Source organism: Frankia sp. CcI49, assembly GCF_001983215.1.
Classification (GTDB): Bacteria; Actinomycetota; Actinomycetes; order Frankiales; family Frankiaceae; genus Parafrankia; species Parafrankia irregularis.
Map to the genome: position 1 here is coordinate 232,178 of NZ_MOWP01000009.1, position 24,430 is coordinate 256,607.

A 24,430-nucleotide genomic window follows, 5' to 3' on the forward strand; every position below is an offset into this window, starting at 1 on the left:
GGCTTCGAGGGATGTCAGATCAGGGGATGCGGAAACGGGTGGATGGTGCGGTCGGGGACCCCGCCGGGGACAGCCAGGCGGTCCGGCGCGTCGTCGATCCGGGCGCGCAGCCAGGTGAACTCGTGCCGCTCATCCATGCGCAGGGCGTGCAGGCCGACCGGTATGACCTTCAGCGCGTGCCAGCCCATCGCACGGATCGGCGCCGGCAGCCGGTCGGTCAGGTCCACGACCGTCGGCCGCCCCCCGTCCTGGGCGAGATCGTCCACCAGGTCGGCGATGGACGCCGCCGCGGCGTCCGACGACTCCTGAGGCCTCCGCTCGCGCCGGCCATCGAGGAAGCTCGCCGTCCACTGCTCCACCGCGTCGACCGCCTCGGTAGTCGTCCACAGGCGGGCCCGGTCGAGATCGGAACGGACCGGCGGGAGTGACGCGGCCAGGTCCTCGCGGTCCTCGCGGTACCAGCCGCAGACTCCGCGCAGCACCTCGCGGACCTGGAAGGTCTCCCGGAACGCACCCAGCGCCGCTTCGGCGCGGCAGGCCGAGGCCCGGGAACCGACGGCGGCCAGCGGCCGGTGGGAGCGGCGGTCGACGAGTACCGAGATGACGCACTCGACGCCGCGCAGCGCGGTCGGGACCGCGCCGAAGGACACCGAGAGGCCCAGTTCGTCGGCGACGTGCGCGAGCCGGCCGAGCTCCCGGACCGCCGCCGGCCGGGTCGTCGTCGCGTTCACCAGGTCGGCCAGCTCGACCCGCTCCAGCCGCAGCTGGGCCGCCCACGCGATCATGACGGCATCCCGCTCGACGATCTCGTGCAGGGCGTTGCGCAGGGCCATCTCGGCGCCCGCGCCGGAGGCGGCGCCCGACGGGGTGGGGTCGAACCAGCGCAGGGAGGCCGGGTCTGCGGCCGGGTAGTCCACCAGAGCCGTCGGGACGGCCACCGGTTCGCCACTGACCAGGTCCTGGCCGGTCATCCAGCGCAGGGCCGCGGGGTCCGCGTCCGGCGAGCCGAGGGCGACCCGCGGGTCGGCGAACGGCAGCGGCCGTCCCTCGGCCTGGCCTGTCTCGGTGGACTGGTCCGGCCCCGGTACCGGGCGCAGCGCGAACCGTTCCACGGCCTCGCCGGCACCGCGTAGCAGCGCGTCCCCGGGACCTGTCCCGGCCGCGCCGACCAGGTGCAGGGGGTAGTCCCCGGATTCGAGGCCACGGTGCCCGGCCCCGTCCAGACCGCCGATGTCGACGGCCACGGTCCACAGCGGCTGGCCCGTCGCCGGGGGAATCATCGTGGTGCTGCGGGCGATGCCCGCGGCGCGTTCGAGGGTCGCCCGTGCGTCGATCACGCCATCGCTCCTTGCTGACTCCGGTCCGGGTGGTGCCGTAGCGACTGCCGCAGTAGTTCACGGATCTCGGCGCCGCTGATGCCGGCGAGCGGCGGGAGCCCACCCCCGAAGGCGTTCGTCACCTGGCGGGCGATCACCTCCACGACCGGGTCGCCGGGGGTCGGGCACGGTGGAACGCCCCAGCCGGCGGCCAGCCGCCGCAGGCCGTCCCCGGCGTCGTCGCCGAGCGGGGCCGAGCTCGCGGCGCGCACGGCGCCCCACACCACGGCCAGGCGGTCGGGGTGGCCGAATCGGCGGTCGCCCTCGGCGACGCGCGCCCACACCCCGGCGGCGGCCGGCACCGTCGCCACCATCTTGCTGACCCCGAGCACGCTCGAGACCTCGTTGGCGAGGTACCAGGCGCGCCCGCCGAACGGGTCACGCCCGGACAGCGCCCAGCTGGCGTGGGTGTAGGCCGAGAGCTCGGCGGCCAGCAGCCGCTGCGCCGCCGTGGGCTCGGCGGTCACGGCGAGCTGATCGCCGAGACGGACCAGCTCGGCGATGAGGGCCAGCCCGGCGGCGTCACCGACCGCACGCGGCAGCTGGCTGCCCACCAGCGGGCCCGTCAGGCGCATCAGCGCCTCCAGGACCCCTTCGATGAGCATGAGGCGGGGCAGGCCGCCGGTCGCCTCGGGATCGAGGACCGCGATCTCGGCCCGCAGGCCCGTGCAGACGGCCAGCCGATGCCGGCCCTGGACGTCCACACAAGCCACCGCACTGATCTCGGAGCCGGTGCCGACAGTGGTCGGCACCAGGACACGCAGCGGGAGCGAAGCCGAAGGCGCGGACGAAGCGGGCGGCATGGACGAAGCGGGCGGCATGGACGAAGCGGGCGGCATGGACGAAGCGGGCGGCATGGACGAAGCGGGCGGCGGGGACGAAGCGGGTGGCGGGGACGGAGATCGAGGCGAAGGCGGGGCCGGGGGCCGGGGCGGGAACGGGAGGGCGACGGCGCCGGCGCGGCCGGTGCGCAGCCGGGTGAGGGCGGTACCGTCGGCCAGCGCGAGCCAGCCGAGCTTGACCAGGTCGAGCAGGCTGCCGCCACCGACGGCCACGACCGTGTCGAGCCGTCCGGCCGCTGCCTCGTCGCGCAGCCAGGCGGCCATGGCCGCCACCTCGGCCAGGCCGGAGCGGCGCGGCTCGACCGCGATCATGCTGATGCCGGGATGCTCCCGGAGCAGCCCGGTCACGGCCGGGCACGCGGCGACACCGACGTCGACCACGAGCCCGACGGCCCGTCCGGCCTGGCGCTGCTCGTCGACGACCCGCATCAGCGCGCCCGGCCCGGCCACCACCCGGGTCGGGCAGCTCCACTGCCACCCCGGGGCGGCCGGCGCGGCGTCGCCCGGTGCCACAGTGATCATCTCGCCACCATGACGCCCGGTGTGGCGTGCCCGGAGCGACGGGCCGCGCGGAGCTGGTCGACCCGGCCGGTCCAGACGGCGGTCAGTCCCCGCTCCACGCAGTCCAGCAGCTCGGCGAGATCGTCGTCCGTGTAGATCAGCGGCGGCACGAGCTGGATGCCGGCCGGCCCCGGGTGGACGGCCGCACCCGCCAGCCGGATCGCCTCCAGCGCGGCGACGACGTCGTCCGGCGTGTAGGGCTCGCCGTCCGGGCGGACCAGGCTGAGATGACGGAAACAGCCCCGGCCGCGGTGCGCGACGGCGGCCGGGTGCCGGTCCACCAGCTCGGCCAGCCCGGCACCGAGCCGCTCGCCGAGGGCCGCGCCGCGGGCGACCACGTCGTGCTGGCGCATCTGAGCGACGGTCGCGGTGATCGCCGCGCAGGTCGGCGGGGTGCCGGCGTTCGTCTCGCCGTGCGCCAGCACCGCGTCCGCCTCGTCGAAGGCCGCCCGGATCTCGTGCGACACCACGACCGCCGAGCCCGCGCAGGTCCCGTTGGTCAGTCCCTTGGACAGGACCATCACATCGGGGGTCGCCGGCCAGGCCTGCGAGGCGAACCACCTGCCGGTGCGGCCGAACCCGGTCGCCACCTCGTCCGCGACCAGCAGGAAACCGTACTGTTCCCGCAGCGCGATCAGCTCGGCGAGGAAGTCGTCCGGGAGCTCGTGGGCTCCGGTGCCCAGCACCGGCTCGACGACGACCGCGCCGATCTGCGCGCCCGCGCCGGTCACCAGCCGGCGCAGCGCGGCGGGGTCGGTATGCCCGACATGCCGGACGAACCTGCGGTCGACCAGGTAGAGGTCCTGAGCGAGATCCTCACCGGTCAGCGCGGAGCTTCCGTAGGTCAGCCCGTGGTAGCTGTCACGCAGCCCGACGACCAGGCGGCGGCCCGGCTGGCCCCGCAACGCCCAGTAATGCCGGACGATCTTCATCATCGCGTCGTTGGCAGCGCTGCCGGACGTCGAGAACAGCACCCGGCCGAAGGTGTCCGCCCCGCAGAGCTCCACCAGCGTCCGCGCCGCCTCCAGTGCCCACGGGTGGGTGCGGCGGAACAGCGTCAGGTAGGACGCGTCGAGCATCGCGCGGTGCACGGCGTCGGCCACGGCCTGGTTCCCGTAGCCGATGTTGACGTTCCACAGCCCACTGCTGGCGCACAGGGCGTCCACCCCGTCCGCGAAGCGCAGCCGCACCCCGCTGGCGCCCAGCACCCGGGCGCTGGACGAATCGAAYCGGCTGGGTGGGGACAGCAGCTGCCACAGTGGTTCGACGTCGCCGTCGACGGGCTGGTCGACGACCGGGCCGAGGTCGAGTGTTCCCGAGGTCATGACCGTGCTCCGTCCTGGTCCGGGTCCGGGGAGGGGACGCACTGCAGCAGCAGGGTCGAGCGGTCAGGCTCGCGACCGCCGGCGATCTGCTCACGGCCGGCGACGGTCAGGCCGGCGGCGGCGAGCTCGCGTTCGAGATCGGCGACGTCCAGGAGGCGTACCTCGCTGGTGAAAAGGCGATGGTCGACGGTGCCGGCCGGATCGACCTCGGAACGGAACGCGCTGATCAGGCGCTGTTGCCCCGGGCCGTCGATCCACTCGACGAGGACCACCATCGACCCGCCGGGCCCGTCGGCCGCGGGCACGGTCAGCACATGGGTGTTCTCGCGGACCGGCTGGGCCAGCATCGGGCCGCGGCGCATCTGGAGGGTGCTGAACAGGAACATGCCGGTCGGCGTGAGGTGCCGCCGGACCGCGCCGAACATGGCGGCCCGCCCGGCCGCGTCCAGCAGCGACACCGAGGTGGCGCCGAGCACGACGGCGTCGAAGCGACGTCCCAGGTCGAACCGGCTCATGTCGCCCTCGACCAGGGTGAGCGGACCGGCACCCTGCTCCGCCGCCGCGGCCTTCGCGCCGAGCAGGCGCAGCATCATCGGGGACTTCTCCAGCGCGACCACGTCGTGGCCGTGGCGCAGCATCGGCAGGGTCAGCCGGCCGGAACCGGCGGCCAGCTCGAGCACCGAGCGCCGGGTGCCGCCCAGCGCCGACAGCAGTTCGGTGATCTCCTGCTGGTCCTCGCCCCCGAGGAGGTCGTAGAGGACCGAACCCCGCTCCGAGTAGATGTCCTCGACCGCGAGCGCGTCGCCGAACATCCGGATGAGGGCGCCGGCTGTACCGGGCCGGTCGGATCCCGCTCGGTCGGATCCCGCTCGGTAGGGCCCCGGTCCGGTGGCCTGGGTGGCGAGTTCGGTGGCCGTCACCGCGGTTGCCTCGACGGCGGCTTCGGCGCTCACCGGGATGAGCCAGGCGTGGCGGTGGCGACGACGGCGACGGCGTCCCTGGCCGCGGACCGTGCGGCGATGCCGGCGATGCCGGCGAGGTCGACGCCCGAGCGCGCGAACGTGGCGATGAGTGTGGCGAAACCACTGCGTACCGTGTCGGCGGACGCCCTGGTGTGGCCGCATGCAAGCTCGACCGCACGCTCGCCGGAGCCGACGACCAGCAGGATCTCGACCATCGCGGCCGCGGCCGGGCTGATCCGGAAGACCCGCAGGTCGCCCGCCGTCACGAGCAGCGCCGCGGAGCGGTCGGCCACGATCAGCGGCGCGTTCGGCGCGTCGACGTCCGCCAGCTCGCCGGCGAGCGCCTCGACCAGCCGGCCACCGAAACCGGAGACGGTCGGCCTTTTGATCCCTTCGCGCTGGGCCCGCCGCAGCGCGTCGATGCTCCACAGGAACCGTGACAGCCAGGGCCGAACCTGGCGGGCCTGGCTCGACACCTCGGCCGGGACGACCTCGGCCAGACACGGATCGTCCGCGGGGACCCCGTCGAGGATCTCAGCGTGGCCGGAGAAGGCGTGCTCCAGCGGCTGGAAGCCCGCGGTGGTCAGGTGACCGAAGATCGCGCCGCCGGGAGCCGGGCGAACCGTCCCGTCGGCGGCGACGAACAGACGGCGGCCCAGTCGGCCCGCGCACGGGTGCAGCGTTCCGAGCGCGCAGCTGTCCGCGAGCTGGACCAGCGGGTGCAGCAGGTGTTCCGGGAAGTCGCCGCGGCTGCGGGCCGCGTCCGCGTCCTCGAGGAACACCGAGTAGTCGATCTCGGAGGTGATGCGCAGCAGGGTGGGCCCGACGAGCGACAGGTAGGCGCCGGACGCGTAGTCGAAGGTCTGCAGGAAGAAGTCGTCGCCGATGAGGAGGTCGTCACCGGGTTCGGTGGCGGAGCCGGCGTAGCGGACGAGCGAGCCCACGACCGCGGCCGGTACCGGCGTGCCCGGATCGGCCGGAGTGAACACCAGGGTCTGGAAGTCGGCCAGGCCGGTGTCGGGATCGGTGACGGCGGTGAGATGCTCGGCTGAGGCGAGCACGATCTCCTCCGGCCCGCTGCCCGGCCCGCTGCCCGCCCCGGCCGCCGGGTCGGCCGTAGGGGCGGGACGCTCGTCACCGTCGACCGGTGCCCGGCCGCCGGTGGCCCATCGCCCGAGCCGCCCGCTGATCGCCTGGATGTGCTCGGCGCTGCCGGGCTCGTCCAGCAGCAGGCCCGGCGCCAGGGTCAGGAGCTCGCCTGACATCAGGCCGTCCTCGGTCGTCCCCGCGCGCAGCGTGACCCGCTGGCCGCCCGCCTTCGCGGCGACACGCTGGACGTCTCCCGGGCCGAGCGCACGCAGATCCAGCTCCAGAGCGATGTGGCGGCCGAGGGCCAGCAGCCCGATCGCCTGAGCCGCCCCGCTGATTCCGGTGACCCGGATCTGGACGATGCCGGCGGCCTCGGTGAGCTCGGCGACGGCGCGGACGCCGGCCTCGTCGATCAGTGTGGCCGCCAGCGTCGCCGACCAGCAGGGTGTCGCCGTTCCGTCGGCGATGGCGGCGAGGCCGGCCAGCGAGGCGAAGGAGACCAGCCGGCGCCGGACGTCCTCGACCGATCCGGACAGGCCGTGCAGGGGAACCGGCGAGGACGGCATCTCCTCCTGCGACCGCAGCCACGACAGCTCGGCCGCCAGCAGAGTGGCCGGTCGGTCCGCGAACGTGCCGTCCGCGTTCTCGGCCACCAGCGAGATGCCGACCTGGGTGACCTCGTGCGCCGGTGAGACGCCGTCGAGGTACGGACTGCGGTCGAGGTCATCGGCCTGCCACGGCACCGAGAGCCGCGCCAGCAGGCCGGCCAGCGCCCCCGGACCAGCACCGTCCGGCTCATCCGCTGGTCGGCCGCCGTCGGCCACGCCCGCGGCCACCCCGTCAGCGGCCGTCGCCACCGTGGCTCGCCACCCTCGACCGCAGTAGGCGTCGTCGCATCGGCAACGGTCGATCCAAATGATCTCGCCATTTGTCGGTCGGGCCGGAACCGTGGATTCCGTCGGTGTTTCCGTGCCGACCGACGGTGGGTTGTCCAGGCCGTCGGAGTCCTGCGCGACCAACGCACGCAGGTGCGGCAGTGAACAGGCCGACTCAGCTGTGTCGACCACATAGCCACGGCTCGCCAGAGCGGCGTGCACGAGACGAAGCGGCCAGCTGGGCCGGGTTCCGAGGATCTCGGTCACCTGGCCACTGCTGTGTTTCCGCAAGTCGAGGAGGGTGAAGCGGCGCAACTGAACACCTCCGGTGTGTGGCTGTCGTCGCGGCAGGGAACGCACGCGAGCGTAACTATGGCCATCTATTACCGTCGGTGTCTGTCCTCCCCGGTGTCCCCAAAAAAGGCGACACGGGGCGGGCTGGGTGTTCATCGTCCGTTTACGGTCTGTAGCTCGTCAGTAAATATCGTCTCGTTACTCTCGGCAGCCGGCCTACCGAAAAGGAGATATCGTGGTAGATCATGTCTGCCCGTCATCCCTGAGGATCGGAGTCGTTGGTGACCGCCCACTCTTCGGGTGGGCGGTCCAGCAACTTCTGATTCGTGAGCCGGACATGACCGAAGCTCTTCTTGCCAAAAGCGGCGATGATCTACAAAAAATGTTACGGGCCGCAGGTGGCGTCGACCTCGACATCGTCATCCTCGACTTCGGCGCCGGTTCGGCCTCGCCGGTCGAGGCGGTTCGCGATGTCAGGTCAATCGGCCGCGTACTCGCCGTTTCGGAGTCGCTGGACGGCGAAAAGGCGTTTTCTCTGCTGAAAGCCGGTGCCTGCGGCTATATATCGAGCAGTGCGCCCTGCTCGACCTTTGCGGTCGCGGTGCGGGCGGTCGCGATGGATGGATTCTATCTGCCGTCCCCGCTTGCGGAGGCGTTTTTCGCGGATCGGGCGCTCGATGCGCCGGCTGCGGACACTGTCCGTCCACGGCTGTCCGAGCGGGAGGAGCAGGTGCTTGGATTGATTGCGGAAGGGCTGACGCATGGCCAGATCGCCACGAGACTGGGTGTTGCGGTAACCACGGTCAACACCTATGTGCGGCGTACCCGGGCCAAACTGGCGCTGGGGAACAAGGCGGAACTGGTCCGGGTCGCCCTGGAGCGGCAGCTGAGCCCGGTGGCGATGCAGGGCCCGGTCGCGGTCAGTCCGCTGGCCAGGCCGGACGCCACTGAGCTGGCGAGATCATGGTCTGGTGCCGCCTGGTAGGGCCCATGTAGGGTCGACGGAGGTGCGCCGGGAAGTCTGGTCGGCAGTTCAGTGCGTTGTGCCCGAAGTCGTGCGGGCCCGGGGTCGTCTCCGCGGCCGCGCGGGGCCGTTGGCGATCGGAGTTTCCTGATCGTTCTCTGCGGTCCGGGCATGAGTGCGCTCCGTACCGACCGAGAAGAGCTGCCGATGCCCGATCCGTCCCGCCGTGAGTCGCGTGGAAGTGCCGGATCCCAGCCGTCCGAGCCTCAGCCGTCCGACTCTCAGCCGTCCCGGTCACGGTTGCTGGGCCTGCCGAGCTGGCCGCAGGCTCAGCACGTCGCGGGCATCCTGCGCGACGAGACGGTCGGCGGCATCCTGCTGCTGGCCGGTGCCCTGATCGCGCTGACCTGGGCGAACTCGCCCTGGCGGGAGTCGTACCACTCGCTGGTCGAGACCAGCGTCGGGCCCGGTTCGCTGCACCTGCATCTGAGCCTCGAGCAGTGGGCGGCGGACGGACTGCTGGCGATCTTCTTCTTCGTGGTGGGGCTGGAGCTCAAGCGGGAGTTCCTGCTGGGGGACCTGAGGTCGGTGAGCCGGGCGGTGCTGCCCGTCGTCGCCGCGGTCGGTGGGATGGTGACCCCCGTCCTGATCTACCTGCTGGTCAACACGGTGAGCGCGGACGGATCATCCACCGGCTGGGCGGTGCCCACCGCGACGGACATCGCGTTTGCCGTGGCCGTGCTGGCGATCATCGGCGCGCACCTGCCGGCGGCGCTGCGGTCCTTCCTGCTCACGCTGGCGGTGGTCGACGACCTGCTGGCGATCGCGATCATCGCGCTGTTCTTCACCGATCATCTGAGCCCCGGCCCGGCGCTGGCCTCACTGGCTCTCATCGTCGTGTTCGGGCTGCTGGTGAACCGTTCGGTCCCGCGGTGGTGGCTGCTGGTGCCGCTCGCGGTCGCCGCGTGGGCCTTCATGCACGCCTCGGGGATCCACGCGACCATCGCCGGGGTGCTCCTGGGCTTCACTGTTCCGGCTCGCCCCGGCCCCGGGGAGCACGCGGGGATGTCGGAGCGCTTCGAACACTTCTGGCGCCCCGTCTCGGCGGGCGTGGCCGTGCCGCTCTTCGCGCTGATGGCTGCCGGTGTCTCCCTGCTCCAAGGCGGCATCGGCGGGGCGTTCACCGATCCGATCGCCATCGGGGTGGCGCTTGGCCTGCTGCTCGGTAAGCCGATCGGGGTGCTGGGGTCGACCTGGCTGCTGGCCCGGTTCACCCGGGCCGAGCTGGATTCGGAGCTTTCCTGGTGGGACGTGTTCGGCGTCGCGCTGCTCGCCGGAGTCGGCTTCACCGTCTGCCTGCTGCTCGGTGAGCTCGCGTTCGACGACGACGCGGGGCAGGCGAATCACGTCAAGATTGCGATCTTCATCGGCTCGGTGGCCGCGGCGATGTTCGCCACGATCGTGCTGCGCGCACGCAACCGGGTCTACCGCCGGCTGGCCGCCGAGGAGACGGTCGACCTCGACGCCGACGGCATTCCCGACATCTACCAGACCTCCGAGGCTGACCAGCGGGGCCGGTGACCGGCCTGTCTGCGGCCGTCGCCGCTTCGGGCCGCCGCCTGTCTGCGGCCGTCGCCGCTTCGGGCCGCCGCCTGTCTGCGGCCGCCGCCTGTTTCGGGCCGGCGCCTGTTTCGGGCCGCCTGCCCGGGCACCTGCTCCGCCGCCTGCTCCGATGTTTGTCGCTAAGACAGGTGCCTGCCAGCGGTGAGGTAGGCGAGACTCGCATGGTGACCGAAAACAAGATGAGTGGACCTAGTCAGATGTTAGATCTTTCCGGTCGGGTGGCTGTCGTCACCGGTGGCAGCAGGGGAATCGGCCGGGCGGTCGCCGAGGGCTTCGCCGCGGCCGGCGCGGACGTCGTCGTCGCGAGCCGAAAGCTCGACGCCTGCAAGGCCGCGGCGGCCGAGATCGAGGCGGCAACCGGGCGACGTGCCCTCCCCGTCGCCTGCCACGTCGGCCGGTGGGAAGACTGCGACAGCCTCGTCGACACGGTCTACGCCGAGTTCGGTCGCTGCGACGTGCTCGTCAACAACGCCGGAATGTCGCCCGTGTACGACGACCTGGCCTCGGTCAGCCAGGCGCTGTACGACAAGGTGCACGCCGTCAACGCGGGTGGGCCGTTCCGGCTGAGCGCCCTGATCGRCACCCGCATGGCGGCCGGCGACGGCGGCTCGATCATCAACGTGACGACGGCCGGCTCGCTACGGCCGAACCCGAGCGACCTGCCCTACGCGATGGCGAAGGCAGCCCTCAACGCGCTGACCCTCGGCCTGGCCGGGGCCTGGGCGCCCAAGGTGCGGGCGAATCTGGTCCTGCCCGGGGCGTTCGACACCGACATCACCAACGCCTGGGGCCCGGACGCCAAGCGCCTCGCCGCCGAGATGAATCCGATGAAGCGGATCGGTGTGCCCGGCGACATGGTCGGGGTCTGCCTCTTCCTCGCGAGCGACGCCGCCGGCTACGTCAACGGGGCTCAGATCCTCGTCGACGGCGGCCTGTTCCGGACGCTCTGAACCAGCCGGCGGAACGCGGACGCGCCGTCAGGTGAAAAGGTCCGGGGCTCCGGCTGTGTCTGTCGCCCCGGCCGGATCTCCGGCCGGGGCGCTCCAGGGCTGCCGTGACAGTGCCACCTGGGACACCTTGGCGGCTCCCGCGTTCCGCAGCGCTCGAGCGACCTCGTTGAGCGTGTTGCCGCTGGTGAAGACGTCGTCGTAGACAAGGATGCGCCGACCCGCGACCAGAGCCGGGTCGGGTACCCGCAGCGCCGCGCGCAGCGCCGCGGCAGCCACCTGCCGGCCCGCCGCGTTGCGCTGCCGGCGCATCTTCGGGGTGGCGTACATCCGGATCACCAGGGGTGGGTCGAGGTGAAAGGGCAGTTTCCCCGAATGATCATGGCCGATGGCCTGTTGGATCACAAAGCGAGTCATGTCCTGCTGCGGTGCGGCGCCCGGCTCCGCGAAGGTCGGGCTGGGGATGATGCAGTCGTGCGGGTCCGCAGCGAAGTTCTCGAGCATGTAACCCACAAGTACACGCGCGAAGATAATCCCCCAGGCCCACCTGTCGTGGTCCTTCCAGCGGAGTATCGCCTCCTCCAGTGCCCCTGTCTTCATGGCGATCGCGTGGGAGCGGTCGAACATCCGGTCTGTCGAGTTGCACAGGGTGTTGAGGCAGCGCTGCCCGACCAGCCGTTGAGAACAGATCACGCAGCAACTCGTGCCCGGTACGACGAAGCTCTGAGCTGCGCATTCATAGCAGAACTGCACGGTCCCGGTCTCACGTAGCGGACAGTGCCCGCACTTTCCGAATCCCGGAGGAGTCGGCAGCCCGATACCGCTGGGCGTCGCCATCGCAGGCGGTGACGGTCAGGAGGAGAACTCTATGGCCAACTGCTCACGCCGCTCGTCCGCAGCCTGTATGCGGTCGATCGGCAGGAGCCCCTCAAGCACGTCATCCACAGTGTCCACGACCCGTGCGCCTCGATTCTCCACGTAGCCACGTGCCCACTCGTGGGAATCTACCAGACTACGCAACAGGAACACACGCTTTCCATGCTCCAGAGCAAAGCGCGCCTGCATCTTTGCTCCGGAGGTACTCGACGCCTCGATCACAACAGTGCCCTGCGTGATGCCTGACATCGTGACGTTCCGACGCGGGAATCCGAACTTTGTCGGTGGGGAGTCCGGCCAGAACTGCGAGACGACCGCCCCGTGCTCGGCGATCGTCTCGCAAAGCTGGGAGTTCTGTCTGGGGTAGGATCGAAGAATCCCGGTCCCGACGACGGCAATAGTTCGTCCGCTGGCTTCCAGGGTTGCAGTATGTGCGGCGGTATCAATGCCGAGTGCCATCCCGGAAACCACGGTGACATCGTTCTCGACCAGCAGTCGGGCCATTCTTGAGGCCCGGAACATTCCATCGCGTGACGCTTCTCTCGTCCCGACGACCGCAACGCTTCGGATGTCCTCGGCGAGCAGTGAGCCGCGGACGAACAGAAAAGGCGGCAGATTGAAGACGAGACGGAGGTTCATCGGGTACGAGTCATCGACGACTGTGTGGAGTGTCGCGCCGACCGCGGCCGCCTGGTCCGCGGCCTCGCGGGTCTGAGCCATGAGCGAGTCGACCTTGTCCAGGCCAGCGCGGAGGTTCGGCAGCGATCTGGCCGCGTCGCGGGTGGCCTCGGTGAACTCGCCTGCGTACAGGCGGTCCAGGCCGCCGGGGCGTTGCGCCTCGCGGGCGATCAGGTGCCAACCGACGCCGTCAATGCGGCACAGCGTGAGCAGACGTATCTGCTCATCGCTGATCATGGCGATCGTCCCCAGTTTGTGGTCCGTGTCGAAGCTTCTCAAGCAAGCTAGCGCACCGTATCGAAGTACGCATGGCCTATCAGGGCCAACGTGAGGCGAGTTGCGCCTCGGTGGTGAGCTGCTGGCTTGCGGATTCACCGAGGTTGCTGTGGTGTGGATGCCTTACCGCCACCTGGTTGTCCCCCGGTGGGGCGTGTCGTTATCCGCATGCCGTTACTAGTACAAAAGTACTAGTAACCCTCCCTGAATTCTCCCTGGTCATGATTCCGTCACGGGTGGCCGGCTGCTGGCGGCTCCGGCGTCGACCTGGCCGGGGCCGCCAGCGCCCCGGTCAGCCCTTGGCGGCGTTCTTGGCGGAGAGCCTCGCAACGATGGCGGCGAAGTCGTCGGTCTGGAAGGACTGCTCCTCGGCGGTGTTCGCGTAGTCGAGGCTGGCGAGCACGGCACGTTCCTGGTGGATGTTGAGCAGACGCTTGGTGGCCTCCACCGCCTGCCGCGGCAGCTCGGCGATGCGCTTCGCGCAGGCCAGCGCCTCGGCCAGCGGGTCGGCGGCGATGTGGTTGGCCAGCCCCATCTGGATGGCACGCTCGGCCGAGATGCGCGCGCCGGTGAAGGCGTACTCCTTGGCCAGGTGCAGGCTGGTGTTCAGCGGCCAGGTGAGCGGGCCGCCGTCGGCGGCCACCAGCCCGACCTGGATGTGCGGGTCGGCGAGGAAGGCCTTCTCGCCGATGTAGACGATGTCGCTGAGGGCGACCAGGCTGCATCCGAGGCCGACCGCGGGGCCGTTCACCGCGGCGACGACGGGGACCCGGCACCGCACCATGTTGAGGACGATGTCACGGCCGTGCGCGATCGACTTGGCGCGCAGCTCCCGGTCCTGGAACAGCTCGTTGAGGTAGGTGAAGTCGCCGCCCGCGGAGAAGGCCCGGCCGCTGCCGGTGAGCACGGCGGCCCGGACCTCGCGGTCCTCGTTCAGCTGTGGCCAGAGCTTCGCGAGCCCGGTGTGCAGGGCGTCGTTGACGGCGTTGAGCTCGTCGGGTCGGTTCAGAGTGATGATCCGCAGCGACCCGTCGGCGCGGACTTCGATCTCCTCCGGCATGTCGTACACGTCATACGTCCAATCCGCTGGTCCGGGTAGCGATGGTGTCGGTGGCCGGCCCCGGTGCGTGGCCCTCGACGATGCCCGCCGGACGCCGCGGAGCCACCGTGACGACCGGAACCACATCTTCTCGTCCCCAACGCTTGCAAACTACATTCTCTCTGACTGCGAATCAACTTCTACGAACCGAGAATGATGTTGGTGGCTCCGGTCGTCGCCTGGCTGGGTCGGGGTGCCCGTTCGACAGTCGAATGTCGTCTGACCTGGCCAGATAGATATTTCTGGCCAGATGGCCCGGATAGTCGGCCGAGACGCCCTCGACCGTGTTGTGCTGTCAAGGGTTCTCGTCTCCCGGATGACTGTTAAGATCCCGTTCGACCTGAATATTGTATTTATCCTAGCAACGGGATGCATGCACTACGGGGAGACTATGATCAATACGCCATCAGGTGCGCCCGCAGGTGAGCCGAGCACGCCGGGGTTCGCGCTGGGTGCCGTTTTCGCTCCGCTGGCCCCGCAGGATCCCCGGGTGGTCGGCGGATACCTGATCCGGGCACGGATCGGCGAGGGTGGGATGGGGGCGGTATTTCTTTCCTACACCCCTGGCGGGCGGCCGGTGGCGCTCAAGGTGGCCCGGCCGGAGTTCGCTGCCGATCCGGAGTTCCGGCGCCGATTCAGGACAGAAGTCGCTATTGCGCAGCGGGTGCAGGGCCTCTACACCGCCCCCGTCATCGACGCGGACCCTGAAGCCCCACAGCCCTGGCTGGCCACGGCCTACGTTGCGGCGCCTTCGCTGGCTGTGACGGTCGGGCGCCAGGGCGCGTTGCCGGTGGAGACCGTCCTTGTTCTGATCGCCGGTGTGGCCGAGGCATTGCAATCGATTCATGCGGCCGAAATCATTCACCGTGACCTCAAGCCGGGGAATGTCATCCTGGCCGCGGACGGCCCCCGCGTCATCGACTTCGGCATTTCCCGGGCGACCGAGTCCTCCTCGGGTGCGATCACACAGACCGGGGTACGGGTCGGTACACCTGCCTTCATGTCTCCGGAACAGGTCCAGGGAGCAGCCCTCGGCCCGGCCGTGGACATTTTCGCCCTGGGTTCCACCGCCTACTACGCGGTCACCGGCGAGCTGCCGTTCGGGGCCGATGCCGCGGTCTTCAACCGCATCGAGAAACACCCGCCGGCCTGGGATCGCTGCCCGGACCAGATCCGCGGGCTCCTGGAAGCCTGTGTGGACAAGGATCCGGCGCGCCGGCCCACCCCGGCAGTGCTGATCGACCTGTGTCGGGAGGCCTCCACCGACGAGCGGCTGCGTATCGGTGAGGGCTGGCTACCGGCCACCGTGGTCGCGGATCTCACCCAGTACAGCCTCACCCCACCGCCTCCACCACCGCTGCCATCGGGCGGCACCGTCGGCCACGTTCCAACCGGCCCCATTCCGCCGGCTTCGTCGCCGTGGGGCCCGCCGTCGGCGCCCCCAACTGCTGGATCTCCATCCGCCGGGTCTCCGCGTGGGAAACAGCTGGCCTGGGCGGTCGGTGGTCTGTGCGCGGCAGCGCTCCTCCTGGCAGTCGTGTTCACGGCGCTGAACAACGACTCGCCAGACAAGGGGGCCACCGGTGACGGCCTGACGCCCCAGACCGTGAGCGCCAACGAGTCCACGTTCTCCAGCGAACCCACGTCTTCCAGCGAGCCCACGGCGACTCGTGGCAGCAGCCCGTCGCCGGAGAAGAGTGCAGATCCCGCTTCCCAGGGCGTCGATCGTTACCTTTCCGAGTTCACGGCGCTGGAGAGCGCCGGAGCGGTGGAGACCGGCGCCGTGGCGGTGAACGGCCAGCAGCGGACGCGTAGCATTCTCATCCGGGCCGTGGGTGACAAGTATGCCGCAAACTACCGCGTCGGGAAGGTCGACTACGATCTCGGGCGTCATTTCCAGAAATTCCAGGCGGTCGTCGGGCTTGCGGATGACGCTCGTAGCACCGCGGTGTACCAGGTCAGTATCTACGGAGACAACCAACGGCTGGCCGATCATACGATCCGGCTCGGTGAATCCATCCCGATCGACATCGATGTAAGGGGAATCCTGCGACTCCGTCTCGAGATCACTCATACCGACGGAGACTCCGGTGAGGGGTACTCCAGGTATGACTCGCGGGTGGTTTTTGGGGAGGCGAAGGTGGTCGGCTCCGCGGACGAGGTTCCCAGCYGAACCGTCACGTCACCTGAACCGTCACGTCACCTGAACCGTCAGGTCATCGGAGCCGGGAGTCATGGGCCGTTGGCTGCGGACGGGGGCTCGGCTTGGCACGCGGCACGCGCGGGACCGAGCTTCCGGGTGGCGGTGCGCCTCCGCCTCGCTCGACCGAGGCGAGAGGGCAGGAGGTCCGGCGGGCATCGGGTCTGCACTTCGTCGTGCCCGTGCTGCGGTGCCCGTGCCGCCGGGGCGCGGCGCGGTGCCGACCGCTGGCGCGTGGCGGCCTCGCCGTGTAGTCAGGATATGGGTGTTTATCGCGAACGGTCGGCCTGCGCCGACCGTCTTCGGCCTGCCCCGGCCAATCTCCGCGACCGACTACCCACGTCTACGGACCGACTACCCATGGGAGGGCGCCGCGTGGCCCGCTCAGATATTCCGGTGTTCGACGCCGATAATCACCTCTACGAGACGCGTGAGGCGTTGACGAAATTCCTGCCCGACCGGTACAAGGGTGCGGTCGACTATGTCGAGGTCCGTGGCCGCACGAAGATCATGGTTCGTGGCCAGGTCAGTGAGTACATCCCGAACCCGACCTTCGACGTCGTGGCCCGGCCCGGTGCGCAGGAGGACTACTACCGGAAGGGAAACCCCGGCGGGCTGTCCCGGCGGGAGATTTTCGGCAAGCCGGTCAAGTGCATCGACGCCTGGCGAGAGCCGGCCTCTCGGCTCCAGCTGCTCGACGAGCAGGGGATCGAGCGCACCCTGATGTTCCCGACGCTGGCGAGCCTCATCGAGGAGCGCATGCGCGACGACCCGGATCTGGTGCACGCCGTCATCCACTCCCTGAACGAGTGGCTGTACGAGACCTGGCAGTTCAACTACGAGGGCCTGGACCGCATCTTCACCACTCCGGTGATCACCCTGCCGATCGTGGACAGGGCGATCGAGGAGCTGGAGTGGGTGCTGGAGCGCGGCGCGCGCGCCGTTCTCATCCGGCCGGCGCCGGTCCCCGGCCTGCGCGGCCCGCGCTCGTTCGGCCTGCCGGAGTTCGACCCGTTCTGGGAGCGGGTCCAGGAGTCCGGAATCCTGGTCGCGATGCACTCGTCCGACAGCGGCTACTCGCGGTACCAGAGCGAGTGGATGGGTTCGAGCACCGAGATGCTGCCCTTCCAGCCGAACACGTTCCGCATGCTGCAGTCCTGGCGGCCGATCGAGGACGCGGTCTCGGCGCTGGTCTGCCACGGTGCGCTCTCCCGCTTCCCGGGCCTCAAGGTCGCGGTCATCGAGAACGGGATGAGCTGGGTCGCCCCGCTGCTCACCGCGATGAAGGCGCTCTACAAGAAGATGCCGCAGGACTTCCTGGAGAACCCGGTCGAGGTCGTGAAGCGGAACATCTACGTGAGCCCGTTCTGGGAGGATGACCTCGGCGAGCTCGCGCAGCTGCTGGGCGAGGACAACGTCCTGTTCGGCTCGGACTATCCGCACCCGGAGGGCCTCGCCAACCCGGTGAGCTACATCGACGAGCTGTCCCACCTGCCCGAGGAGCTCGTCCGCAAGATCATGGGTGGCAACCTCGCCCAGCTCATGGGCGTCGGCGTGCCGGCCTGACGAGCCCGGCCGGGCCCGGCGCCGCATCGGTGAGTGCGGCGCCGGGCCGCGGTGCTGACCGCAGTGCCGACCGCGGCGGTGCTTGACCGCGGCGCCGGGCCGCGGTGCTGACCGCGGTGCCGGCTCTGGTGCTGACGGCGGTTCGCTCAGGTGTTGCGGCCGCCGTTGACGCCGATGACCTGCCCGGTGATGTAGCCGGCCTCCTCGGAGATGAGGAAGGACGCGGCCGCGGCGATGTCCTCGGGCTTGCCGGGGCGCCGGACGGGGGTGAGGTCGGCGTGCTTGTCGACGCTTCCGCCGAGCAGGCCGCGCTCCTCGGACGCCCGCAGCATCGGGGTGTCGACGAAGCCCGGCGGGATCGTGTTGACGGTGATCCCCTTCGGCCCGAGCTCGAGGGCGAGCGACTTGGTCATACCGATCAGGCCGGCCTTGGTCGACACGTAGTGCACCATGTACTGCTGCCCGGACTGGGCGCTGGACGACGAGATGTTGACGATCCGCCCCCAGCCCGCCTCGATCATGTCCGGCACGGCGTTCTGGGTGCAGTAGAGCGGCCCGCTGAGGTTCACCGCGATGATCCGGTCCCAGACCGGGTCGGTGATCTTCAGGAACTCCTTGAAACCGGTGATCCCGGCGTTGTTGACGAGGACCAGGATGGGGCCGTAGGTGTTCCGCACCTTTTCGAGCGCGGCGTTGACCTTCGCGCGGTCGGAGACGTCGACAGCGAACGCGGTGGCCTCGCCGCCCTTCTGGCGGGCCTCCTCGGCCACGACCTGGGCGGCCTCCTCGTTGAGGTCGAGTACGGCGGTCGCGAAGCCGTCCTCGGCCAGCCGGAGGCTGATGGCGCGCCCGATGCCCGAGCCACCCCCGGTGACGACTGCCGTGCGTCGTTCGGTCACTGTGCCGAACCTCCCTGTGGTAGCTGGTTGCTACGTCGCTGTGATCCCTCGAGGGTGCGAGAGCGAGTGAACCACCAGGCGGTTGACGCGCTCTCGCACCATGCGAACAGCATTACGCGACGGGCTCCTCGCCGGCCAGTGATGCACGGTGCATCAGTCTGGAGGACGTCGGTCCGTAGGGCAGGGCTCGGTGCAGCATCCCGGTGTTGTCCCAGATCACCAGATCGCCCTGGGTCCAGCGGTGCCGGAGGACGAACTGCGGCTGGGTCGCCCAGTCCAGCAGGCGGTCGAGCAGCGCCCGGCTCTCGTCCGCGGGCAGGCCGACGACCTCGCCCGCCGTCGACCCGACCAGCAGCGACTTACGCCCGTTGCGGCGGGTCCACACCACCGGCTGCTCCCGGGTCGGGTTGCGGTCCCAGGCCGCCCGTTCCTCGGGCGAGGGGTCGGGGTTGGCCACGAGCTGGGAGGCGGTGAAGCTGTGCAGGGCACGCACACCCTCCAGCCGCGCCTTCTCCTCGTCGGGCAGGGCCTCGTACGCGGCGTAGGTGTTGGCGAACTCGGTGTCGCCCTCCGTGCTCCCCGAGATCTGGCGTGCCGTGAGCAGGGTGGCCTTGTCCGGCACCTCGCCGGTGGTTCCGTCGATGTGCCAGTAGAACGTGGCCTCGCGGTACGCCGCCAGTTTGCTCTGCGACGCGTCGCGGGTGATCCGCTGGATCTCCTTGAGCTGATGGCCGCCCATCGGCAGCGGCAGGACGTTTCCGAGCAGCCGGCCGAAGGCGACCAGGCTCTCGTCGTCGATGTCGGCCTCCCGGAAGACGACGACGCCGCTGTCCTCCAGGGCCGCGAGGGCGTCCGCGGCGACGCCCTTGTCGACGAGCTGGGTGCCCGTCAGCCCGCTGAACTCCGTCCCCGTGTTCGGGGTGATCTTCCTTGTGGTGACGCCCATCGCGGTTCGCCTTCTCAGAGGGCCGGTTCGACGGCGGTGTCGAAGTACGCGGCGCCCGAGTCCGGGATCCGCGGCTGCTTGAAGATGTTGACCGGGTAGGACGTCATGATCATCGAGTAGAGCAGGTGCAGCAGGCGGGTGTCCTGGTCGGACAGCGCGTGCACGTCGCGGGTGTCGAGGTACGCGATCGCGTCCTCGGCGAGCGGGGCGACCGCGTCGTAGAACGCCTGCAGCTCGTCGATGGTCTTGGAGAGCCGCTTCTGGTAGCGCTCCTCCCGGGTGGCCAGCGCCCAGTCGGCGACCCAGGGCTCCAGGGCGTTGAACCGCTCCGGCAGCGAGACGTCCCCGGCCGCGTTCCCGGTTGCGGTGCCGGATTCGTCCACGGTGGTGGTCATGGCGGCGGGCCCCTCTACTTCTCGCTGCCGGCCTGGTGCGCCGCGACGGCGTCCCGGACGACCTTGTGGAACTGGCGGATCATCAGCTCCATGTCGGACAGGTGGAAGGTCTGCAGCGCCCGGTTGTTGAGCTGCGACCAGGTCGCCTCCACCGTGTTCGTGTCCTGCATCGCGAACTCGACGGTGCTGTCGACGACGAGCTCCTGCGCGAGCCGCTCGGAGGCGGTCTTCGGCTCGGGGAAGTAGATGTCGACCTCGTAGGCGTGGGTGCCGACCGTCTCCGGGATGTACTGGTAGGTGATGTAGTAGCCGCGGCCCCAGAGCTGGATCGACAGGTTCGGGAACAGCCAGTACTGGTCGTTGCTCCAGGCGCGGATCCCGCCCGGGTTGCGGTTGCCGGCCAGGTGGCCGAGGTCCTCGCGGACGTCGTCCGGGCCGAACAGACCGGCGCGGAACAGCCGGTAGGCCCAGTTCATGTCGCGGGCGGCGGGGCCGACCGAGCCGTCCTTCTTCTTCAGGACGGGCGGGCCGGGCACCGAGGTCAGCATGTGCGGGGTGAACAGGTCGTAGTGGTAGGAGTCCATCGGCGGGACGAGCTTCTCCGCCTCGGCCACGTTGGTGTTCAGGAACCGGCCGTGGACGTAGGCGGGGTGGTACCACTCCAGCAGCGCGTCGATGCCGATCTTCCAGTTGCCCTTGACCTTGGTCCGGAAGGACCAGTGGTTGGTGAACTTCTCGAACGRCCAGCTCTCCAGCTCGGAGACGAGCTTCTCGCCGAGGAACTCGCGCAGCGGCGGGGCGTCGGCGCTGAAGTTCACGAAGATGAACCCGGCGAAGACCTCGCAGCGCAGCGGCGGCATGGCGAGCTGGTCGTCGGGCAGCGACTCGAAGAACTCGTTGCGCTTGGTGACGTAGGTGCACTTGCCGTCGAGGCCGTAGCGCCAGCCGTGGTACTTGCAGGCGAACTGCCGGGCGGTGCCCTGGGTCTCGTTACCCGGGTGCTCCTGCCAGACGACCTTGTTCCCGCGGTGCGCGCAGATGTTGTGCAGCGCGTACACCTGCCCGTCGGTGTGCCGGGTGATCACGATGGAGCCGAGGCCGACCAGCTCGCGGGTGAAGAACGTGCCGTTGCGGGGCAGCTGCTCCACCCGGCCGACCTTCAGCCAGGTCCGCTTGAAGATCGCCTCCCGCTCGGCCTGGAAGAACTCCTCGGAGATCGAGTCCTCGTAGTCGACCGGACCGGTGTCGAGATCCGGGTAACCCGGCGTGTACTTCCCACGACCGGTCGCCAGCCGTTCCTGGATGGCCATCGGCTTCATCCCCTTTCACGGAATCGATTTCGTGCACTTCGCTGGCTCAGATCACCCCGTCGGCGCGCAGCTGGGTGATCTCCTCCGGGCGCCGTTGCAGCAGTTCGGTGAGTACGGCGTCGGTGTGCGCCCCGAGCTCGGGCCCGAGCCAGCGGATCTCGCCCGGGGTGTCGGAGAGCGCGGGAATGACACCGGGCACGGCGAGTGGTCCGATTCGGGACTCCTCGACGGTGATGGTCTGCCGGTGCCGGTACTGCGGGTCGTCGAAGATGTCGGCGATGGAGTAGAGCTGCCCGGCCGGGACCTGGGCCTGGCGGCAGCGGGCCAGCACCTCGTCGCAGGGCAGCGAGCCGACCCATTCGCCCACCAGGGAGTTGACCAGGCCGCGGGCGGCGAGCCGGTTCGCCTTCGGGCCGAACTGGTCGGCGTCGGCCAGCTCCGGGCGCTCCATGGCCCGGGCCAGCCGGGCGAACATGTCGTCGTTGGAGCAGGCGATCGCGATCCAGCGATCGTCCTTGGTCCGGTAGTGGCTGTGCGGCAGGACGTTCACGGTGTCAGCGCCCATCCGTTGCCGGACGAAGCCGAGCTGCTGGTAGGCCGGCGCGATCTCGTCGAGCGCGCGGAAGACCGACTCGTACAGGGCCAGGTCCACCACCTGGCCCTTCCCGGTGCTCTCCCGTGCCCGCAGCGCCATCAGCACACCGATGACCCCGTACAGCCCGGTCATGTAGTCGGCGAGGGAGGTGGAGCCGGGGGTCACCGGGGGCCCGTCCGGCTCGCCGGCGAGGTAGGCGAGGCCGGAGAAGGCGTGCGCGATCCGGGCGAAGCCGGGAAGGTCCCGGTTCGGCCCCGACTGCCCGTAGGCCGAGACCCGCAGCAGCACCGCCCGTGGGTTCAGCTCGGCGATCTGCTCCGGGCCGAGCCCCCAGCGCTCCATGACACCGGGCCGGAAGTTCTCGATCACCACGTCCACCGTCGCGATGAGCTCGCGGAGGATCTCGAGGCCGCGCGGGTCGGCGAGGTTGAGGGTGACCGACTGCTTGTTGCGGCTCTCGCTGAGCCAGACCAGGGTGTCGCCGCAGTCCGTGTCGGTGCCGAACCGGCGCAGGTTGTCACCGGTGCCGGGGCGCTCGACCTTGATGACGTCGGCGCCGAACTCGCCCAGCACCGTCGCGCAGAACGGCCCGGCGAGGTAGGTGCCCAGATCGAGAACTCTGACGCCCTGCAGTGCGTGCATGCTGCTCAGCTCCCGGTGTGCCCGCGGTTGGACAGTGCGCCGATTCCCAGCTCAGCCGGGAGTTCTCGTCCCACGATCCACTGGGCGGCGGCACCTGCCCCTGACCCCTTGACCATGGGCCCGTCCTCTYGGAAGGTGGATGAGAACGACGATCTAGCTGACCGGAAACGACGCTACCACGAGATGTGAGGTCGTCCTATAGTCGGACGCGCATGTTATTCTCCGGCCGTGACGAACGAGCGACCCTTCCGCTTCGCGGTCCAGGCCACGAAGGCGAAGTCGGCGACCGAGTGGCGTGACCTGGCCCGCCGGGTCGAAGACCTCGGGTTCTCCACCCTGTTTCTCGCCGACCACTACCTGGGCCCGGGGCCGGCGCAGCGGGAGGCCAGGTGGCCACCGCAGTACCTCGCTCCCATCGCGGCCATGGCCACCGCGGCCGCGGTGACGACGACGCTGCGCGTGGGCTGTCGGGTCTTCTGCGTCGACTACCACGTGCCCGCCGTCCTCGCGAAGGAGGCGGCGACGATCGACCTGCTCTCCGACGGGCGTCTCGAGTTCGGTATCGGTGCTGGCTGGAGCGAGCCCGAGTACCAGGCCATGGGCGTGGCCTTCGACGCGCCGGGACGCCGGATCAGCAAGCTCGCCGAGGCGATCTCCTTGTTCAAGGCGCACTGGTCCGGAGAGGACATCGATGAGAAGGGCGAGTTCGTCAACGTCTCCGGCTACGTGGGGCTGCCGCGACCGGTGCAGCGCCCGCACCCACCGATCATGGTCGGCGGCGGCCGCCGGCGGGTGCTCTCCCTCGCCGGGCAGGTGGCCGACATCGTCAGCATCTCCAACGTGCCGTTCGTCCCGGTGAACTCAGACGGCCTGACGCCCGCCGAGGAGGCGGTGCGCCGGGTCGGCTACGTGCGGGACGCCGCCGGGGAGCGCTTCGGTGGCCTCGACATCGAGAGCTCGCCGTTCTTCACCCGGGTGACCAAGGACGCCGAGGAGGCAGTGGAGGCCGTCGGCCGGGTCGCGGCCACGATGAAGGTGGACGCGGGCGGCCTGATGCGGCATCCGAACGTGCTGGTGGGGTCCTCCGACGAGATCGTCGAGCGGCTGCAGGAACGCCGCGAGGCGTTCGGGGTGAACTACGTCAGCATCCAGCAGTCGGAGATCGAAAGCTTCGCCTCCGTCGTCGAGCGGCTGACCGGCAGGTGACGGTGACCGCCGCGGGGCGCGGCACCGGTGGTCCGGGTGGCCGCACGGAGCGAGCGGCCACCCGGGCGAGGTCAGCGGGCGACGTAACCGCCGTCGACCGGGATCGCCGTACCGGTGATGAACGACGCCTCGTCGCTGGCGAGGAACAGTGCGGCCGCGGCCAGTTCCTGTGGCCGGCCCCAGCGCCGCATCGGCTGGGGGAGCTTGCTGCCGTCGGGCGGCGCGGAGTCATCGGAGGCGTTGGCGAGGCCGGTCCAGGTCATGCCGGGGCAGATGGCGTTGACCCTGATGTTGCTCTCGGCGTAGTCCAGGGCGGCGGACTTGGTGAGCTGGATGACCCCGCCCTTCGCGGCGGAATATCCGGCCTTCCCCTTCCACCCGACGAGCCCGGCGGCTGACGCCGTGTTGATGACCGAGCCGCCGCCATGGCGCAGCATCGCGGCGATCCCGTATTTCATGCCCAGGAAGACACCCTTGAGGTTGACCGCGACCAGAATGTCGAAGGTCTCTTCCTCGATTTCGGCGAGCGGCTTGGGTGGACCACCGAAGCCGGCGTTGTTGAAGAGCACGTCAAGTCGGCCGAACTCGCGCTCGGCGGTATCGATCATGTGCTTTGCTTCGGCGGCCACGGAGACGTCGGCGCGCACCGCGACCGCACCGTCACCAATGGCCGCGGCGGTAGCGTCCTCACGGCCGCTGATATCCGCGCAGACGACCCTGGCGCCGGCCTGTGCGAAAAGCAGTGCAGTGGCCCGGCCGATACCGGAGCCGGCGCCGGTCACCACCGCGACCTTCCCGTCGAGACGGCGCACTGCCAAAGAATCGGGAATCTGCTCGACCATGCCGACAGTTTACACATAATGCGTGCGGAGTGAAGATGCGGA

19 protein-coding genes and 1 pseudogene are annotated in these 24,430 nt (G+C 69.9%); 6 read left to right on the forward strand and 14 right to left on the reverse strand.

The window, feature by feature from the left end; all coding sequences use genetic code 11:
* Window positions 1–14: 14 nt before the first annotated feature.
* From CcI49_RS09875 to mpaB, 5 genes are read right to left on the reverse strand one after another with little or no spacing between them, the layout of a single operon-like run.
* Window positions 15–1,337 carry a YcaO-like family protein gene (locus CcI49_RS09875; RefSeq protein ID WP_076825825.1) on the reverse strand — a complete coding sequence of 441 codons (1,323 nt, stop codon included), beginning with the start codon at window positions 1,335–1,337 and terminating at the stop codon, window positions 15–17.
* A complete protein-coding gene (locus tag CcI49_RS09880; RefSeq protein WP_083749408.1) occupies window positions 1,334–2,740 on the reverse strand; it encodes an iron-containing alcohol dehydrogenase in 1,407 nt (468 codons plus the stop codon). Before CcI49_RS09880 ends, CcI49_RS09875 begins: the two co-directional genes overlap by 4 nt.
* Complete coding sequence (mpaD, locus tag CcI49_RS09885; protein WP_083473875.1) at window positions 2,737–4,104, reverse strand: daptide-type RiPP biosynthesis aminotransferase; 1,368 nt, start codon at window positions 4,102–4,104, stop codon at window positions 2,737–2,739. The genes CcI49_RS09880 and mpaD overlap by 4 nt, the downstream gene beginning before the upstream one ends.
* Entirely contained in the window at window positions 4,101–5,057 is a 957-nt protein-coding gene (gene mpaM / locus CcI49_RS09890) for a daptide-type RiPP biosynthesis methyltransferase (RefSeq protein ID WP_076825830.1), read from the reverse strand. The genes mpaD and mpaM overlap by 4 nt, the downstream gene beginning before the upstream one ends.
* Window positions 5,054–7,012 carry a daptide biosynthesis RiPP recognition protein gene (gene mpaB, locus CcI49_RS42015; protein ID WP_158230739.1) on the reverse strand — a complete coding sequence of 653 codons (1,959 nt, stop codon included), beginning with the start codon at window positions 7,010–7,012 and terminating at the stop codon, window positions 5,054–5,056. The genes mpaM and mpaB overlap by 4 nt, the downstream gene beginning before the upstream one ends.
* 649 nt (window positions 7,013–7,661) lie before the next feature.
* Between mpaB and CcI49_RS09900 the strand changes: the two genes are divergently transcribed.
* The 3 genes from CcI49_RS09900 (at window position 7,662) to CcI49_RS09910 (ending at window position 10,861) form a co-directional block, all read left to right on the forward strand.
* On the forward strand, window positions 7,662–8,309 hold the full coding sequence (locus CcI49_RS09900) for a response regulator transcription factor (RefSeq protein WP_116437376.1): 648 nt from the start codon (window positions 7,662–7,664) through the stop codon (window positions 8,307–8,309).
* A 186-nt stretch (window positions 8,310–8,495) separates the two neighbouring features.
* Entirely contained in the window at window positions 8,496–9,869 is a 1,374-nt protein-coding gene (gene nhaA / locus CcI49_RS09905) for a Na+/H+ antiporter NhaA (RefSeq protein WP_076825965.1), read from the forward strand.
* A gap of 221 nt (window positions 9,870–10,090) precedes the next feature.
* Entirely contained in the window at window positions 10,091–10,861 is a 771-nt protein-coding gene (locus tag CcI49_RS09910; protein ID WP_076825967.1) for an SDR family oxidoreductase, read from the forward strand.
* Between the two features lie 27 nt (window positions 10,862–10,888).
* Here CcI49_RS09910 and CcI49_RS09915 read toward each other — a convergent pair whose 3' ends face one another.
* The 3 genes from CcI49_RS09915 to CcI49_RS09925 form a co-directional block, all read right to left on the reverse strand.
* Window positions 10,889–11,551, reverse strand: coding sequence for a phosphoribosyltransferase family protein (locus tag CcI49_RS09915; protein ID WP_158230740.1), 663 nt, complete (start codon window positions 11,549–11,551; stop codon window positions 10,889–10,891).
* 159 nt (window positions 11,552–11,710) lie between these two features.
* Window positions 11,711–12,691, reverse strand: coding sequence for a DNA-processing protein DprA (locus CcI49_RS09920; RefSeq protein ID WP_198955486.1), 981 nt, complete (start codon window positions 12,689–12,691; stop codon window positions 11,711–11,713).
* Between the two features lie 289 nt (window positions 12,692–12,980).
* On the reverse strand, window positions 12,981–13,757 hold the full coding sequence (locus CcI49_RS09925; RefSeq protein ID WP_054570850.1) for an enoyl-CoA hydratase/isomerase family protein: 777 nt from the start codon (window positions 13,755–13,757) through the stop codon (window positions 12,981–12,983).
* A 421-nt stretch (window positions 13,758–14,178) separates the two neighbouring features.
* On the opposite strand from CcI49_RS09925, the pseudogene CcI49_RS44405 reads away from it, so the two are divergent.
* Together CcI49_RS44405 and CcI49_RS44410 are read left to right on the forward strand one after the other, a co-directional pair.
* Window positions 14,179–15,861: pseudogene (locus tag CcI49_RS44405) on the forward strand (protein kinase); the annotation flags it as partial.
* 501 nt (window positions 15,862–16,362) lie between these two features.
* Window positions 16,363–17,553: an amidohydrolase family protein gene (locus CcI49_RS44410; protein ID WP_054570852.1), complete on the forward strand. Its 1,191-nt coding sequence runs from the start codon at window positions 16,363–16,365 to the stop codon at window positions 17,551–17,553.
* Window positions 17,554–17,699: 146 nt separating this feature from the next.
* On the opposite strand, the gene CcI49_RS09940 is transcribed toward CcI49_RS44410, so the two are convergent.
* The 5 genes from CcI49_RS09940 to CcI49_RS09960 form a co-directional block, all read right to left on the reverse strand.
* The gene (locus CcI49_RS09940; RefSeq protein ID WP_076825838.1) at window positions 17,700–18,452 is read right to left on the reverse strand and encodes an SDR family NAD(P)-dependent oxidoreductase; all 753 of its coding nucleotides are present in this window, start codon (window positions 18,450–18,452) and stop codon (window positions 17,700–17,702) included.
* A 112-nt stretch (window positions 18,453–18,564) separates the two neighbouring features.
* Window positions 18,565–19,398, reverse strand: coding sequence for a TauD/TfdA family dioxygenase (locus CcI49_RS09945; RefSeq protein WP_054570854.1), 834 nt, complete (start codon window positions 19,396–19,398; stop codon window positions 18,565–18,567).
* Window positions 19,399–19,412: 14 nt separating this feature from the next.
* The gene (locus CcI49_RS09950; protein WP_054570855.1) at window positions 19,413–19,793 is read right to left on the reverse strand and encodes a hypothetical protein; all 381 of its coding nucleotides are present in this window, start codon (window positions 19,791–19,793) and stop codon (window positions 19,413–19,415) included.
* A 14-nt stretch (window positions 19,794–19,807) separates the two neighbouring features.
* Window positions 19,808–21,103, reverse strand: a complete 1,296-nt coding sequence (locus tag CcI49_RS09955; protein ID WP_076825840.1) for an aromatic ring-hydroxylating dioxygenase subunit alpha — start codon at window positions 21,101–21,103, stop codon at window positions 19,808–19,810.
* Window positions 21,104–21,149: 46 nt separating this feature from the next.
* Complete coding sequence (locus CcI49_RS09960; RefSeq protein WP_076825843.1) at window positions 21,150–22,340, reverse strand: CoA transferase; 1,191 nt, start codon at window positions 22,338–22,340, stop codon at window positions 21,150–21,152.
* 228 nt (window positions 22,341–22,568) lie between these two features.
* Here CcI49_RS09960 and CcI49_RS09965 point away from each other — a divergent pair, with 228 nt between their 5' ends.
* Window positions 22,569–23,546 carry a TIGR03621 family F420-dependent LLM class oxidoreductase gene (locus CcI49_RS09965; protein ID WP_054570857.1) on the forward strand — a complete coding sequence of 326 codons (978 nt, stop codon included), beginning with the start codon at window positions 22,569–22,571 and terminating at the stop codon, window positions 23,544–23,546.
* 71 nt (window positions 23,547–23,617) lie between these two features.
* On the opposite strand, the gene CcI49_RS09970 is transcribed toward CcI49_RS09965, so the two are convergent.
* On the reverse strand, window positions 23,618–24,388 hold the full coding sequence (locus tag CcI49_RS09970; protein ID WP_198955487.1) for an SDR family oxidoreductase: 771 nt from the start codon (window positions 24,386–24,388) through the stop codon (window positions 23,618–23,620).
* Window positions 24,389–24,430: the final 42 nt, after the last annotated feature.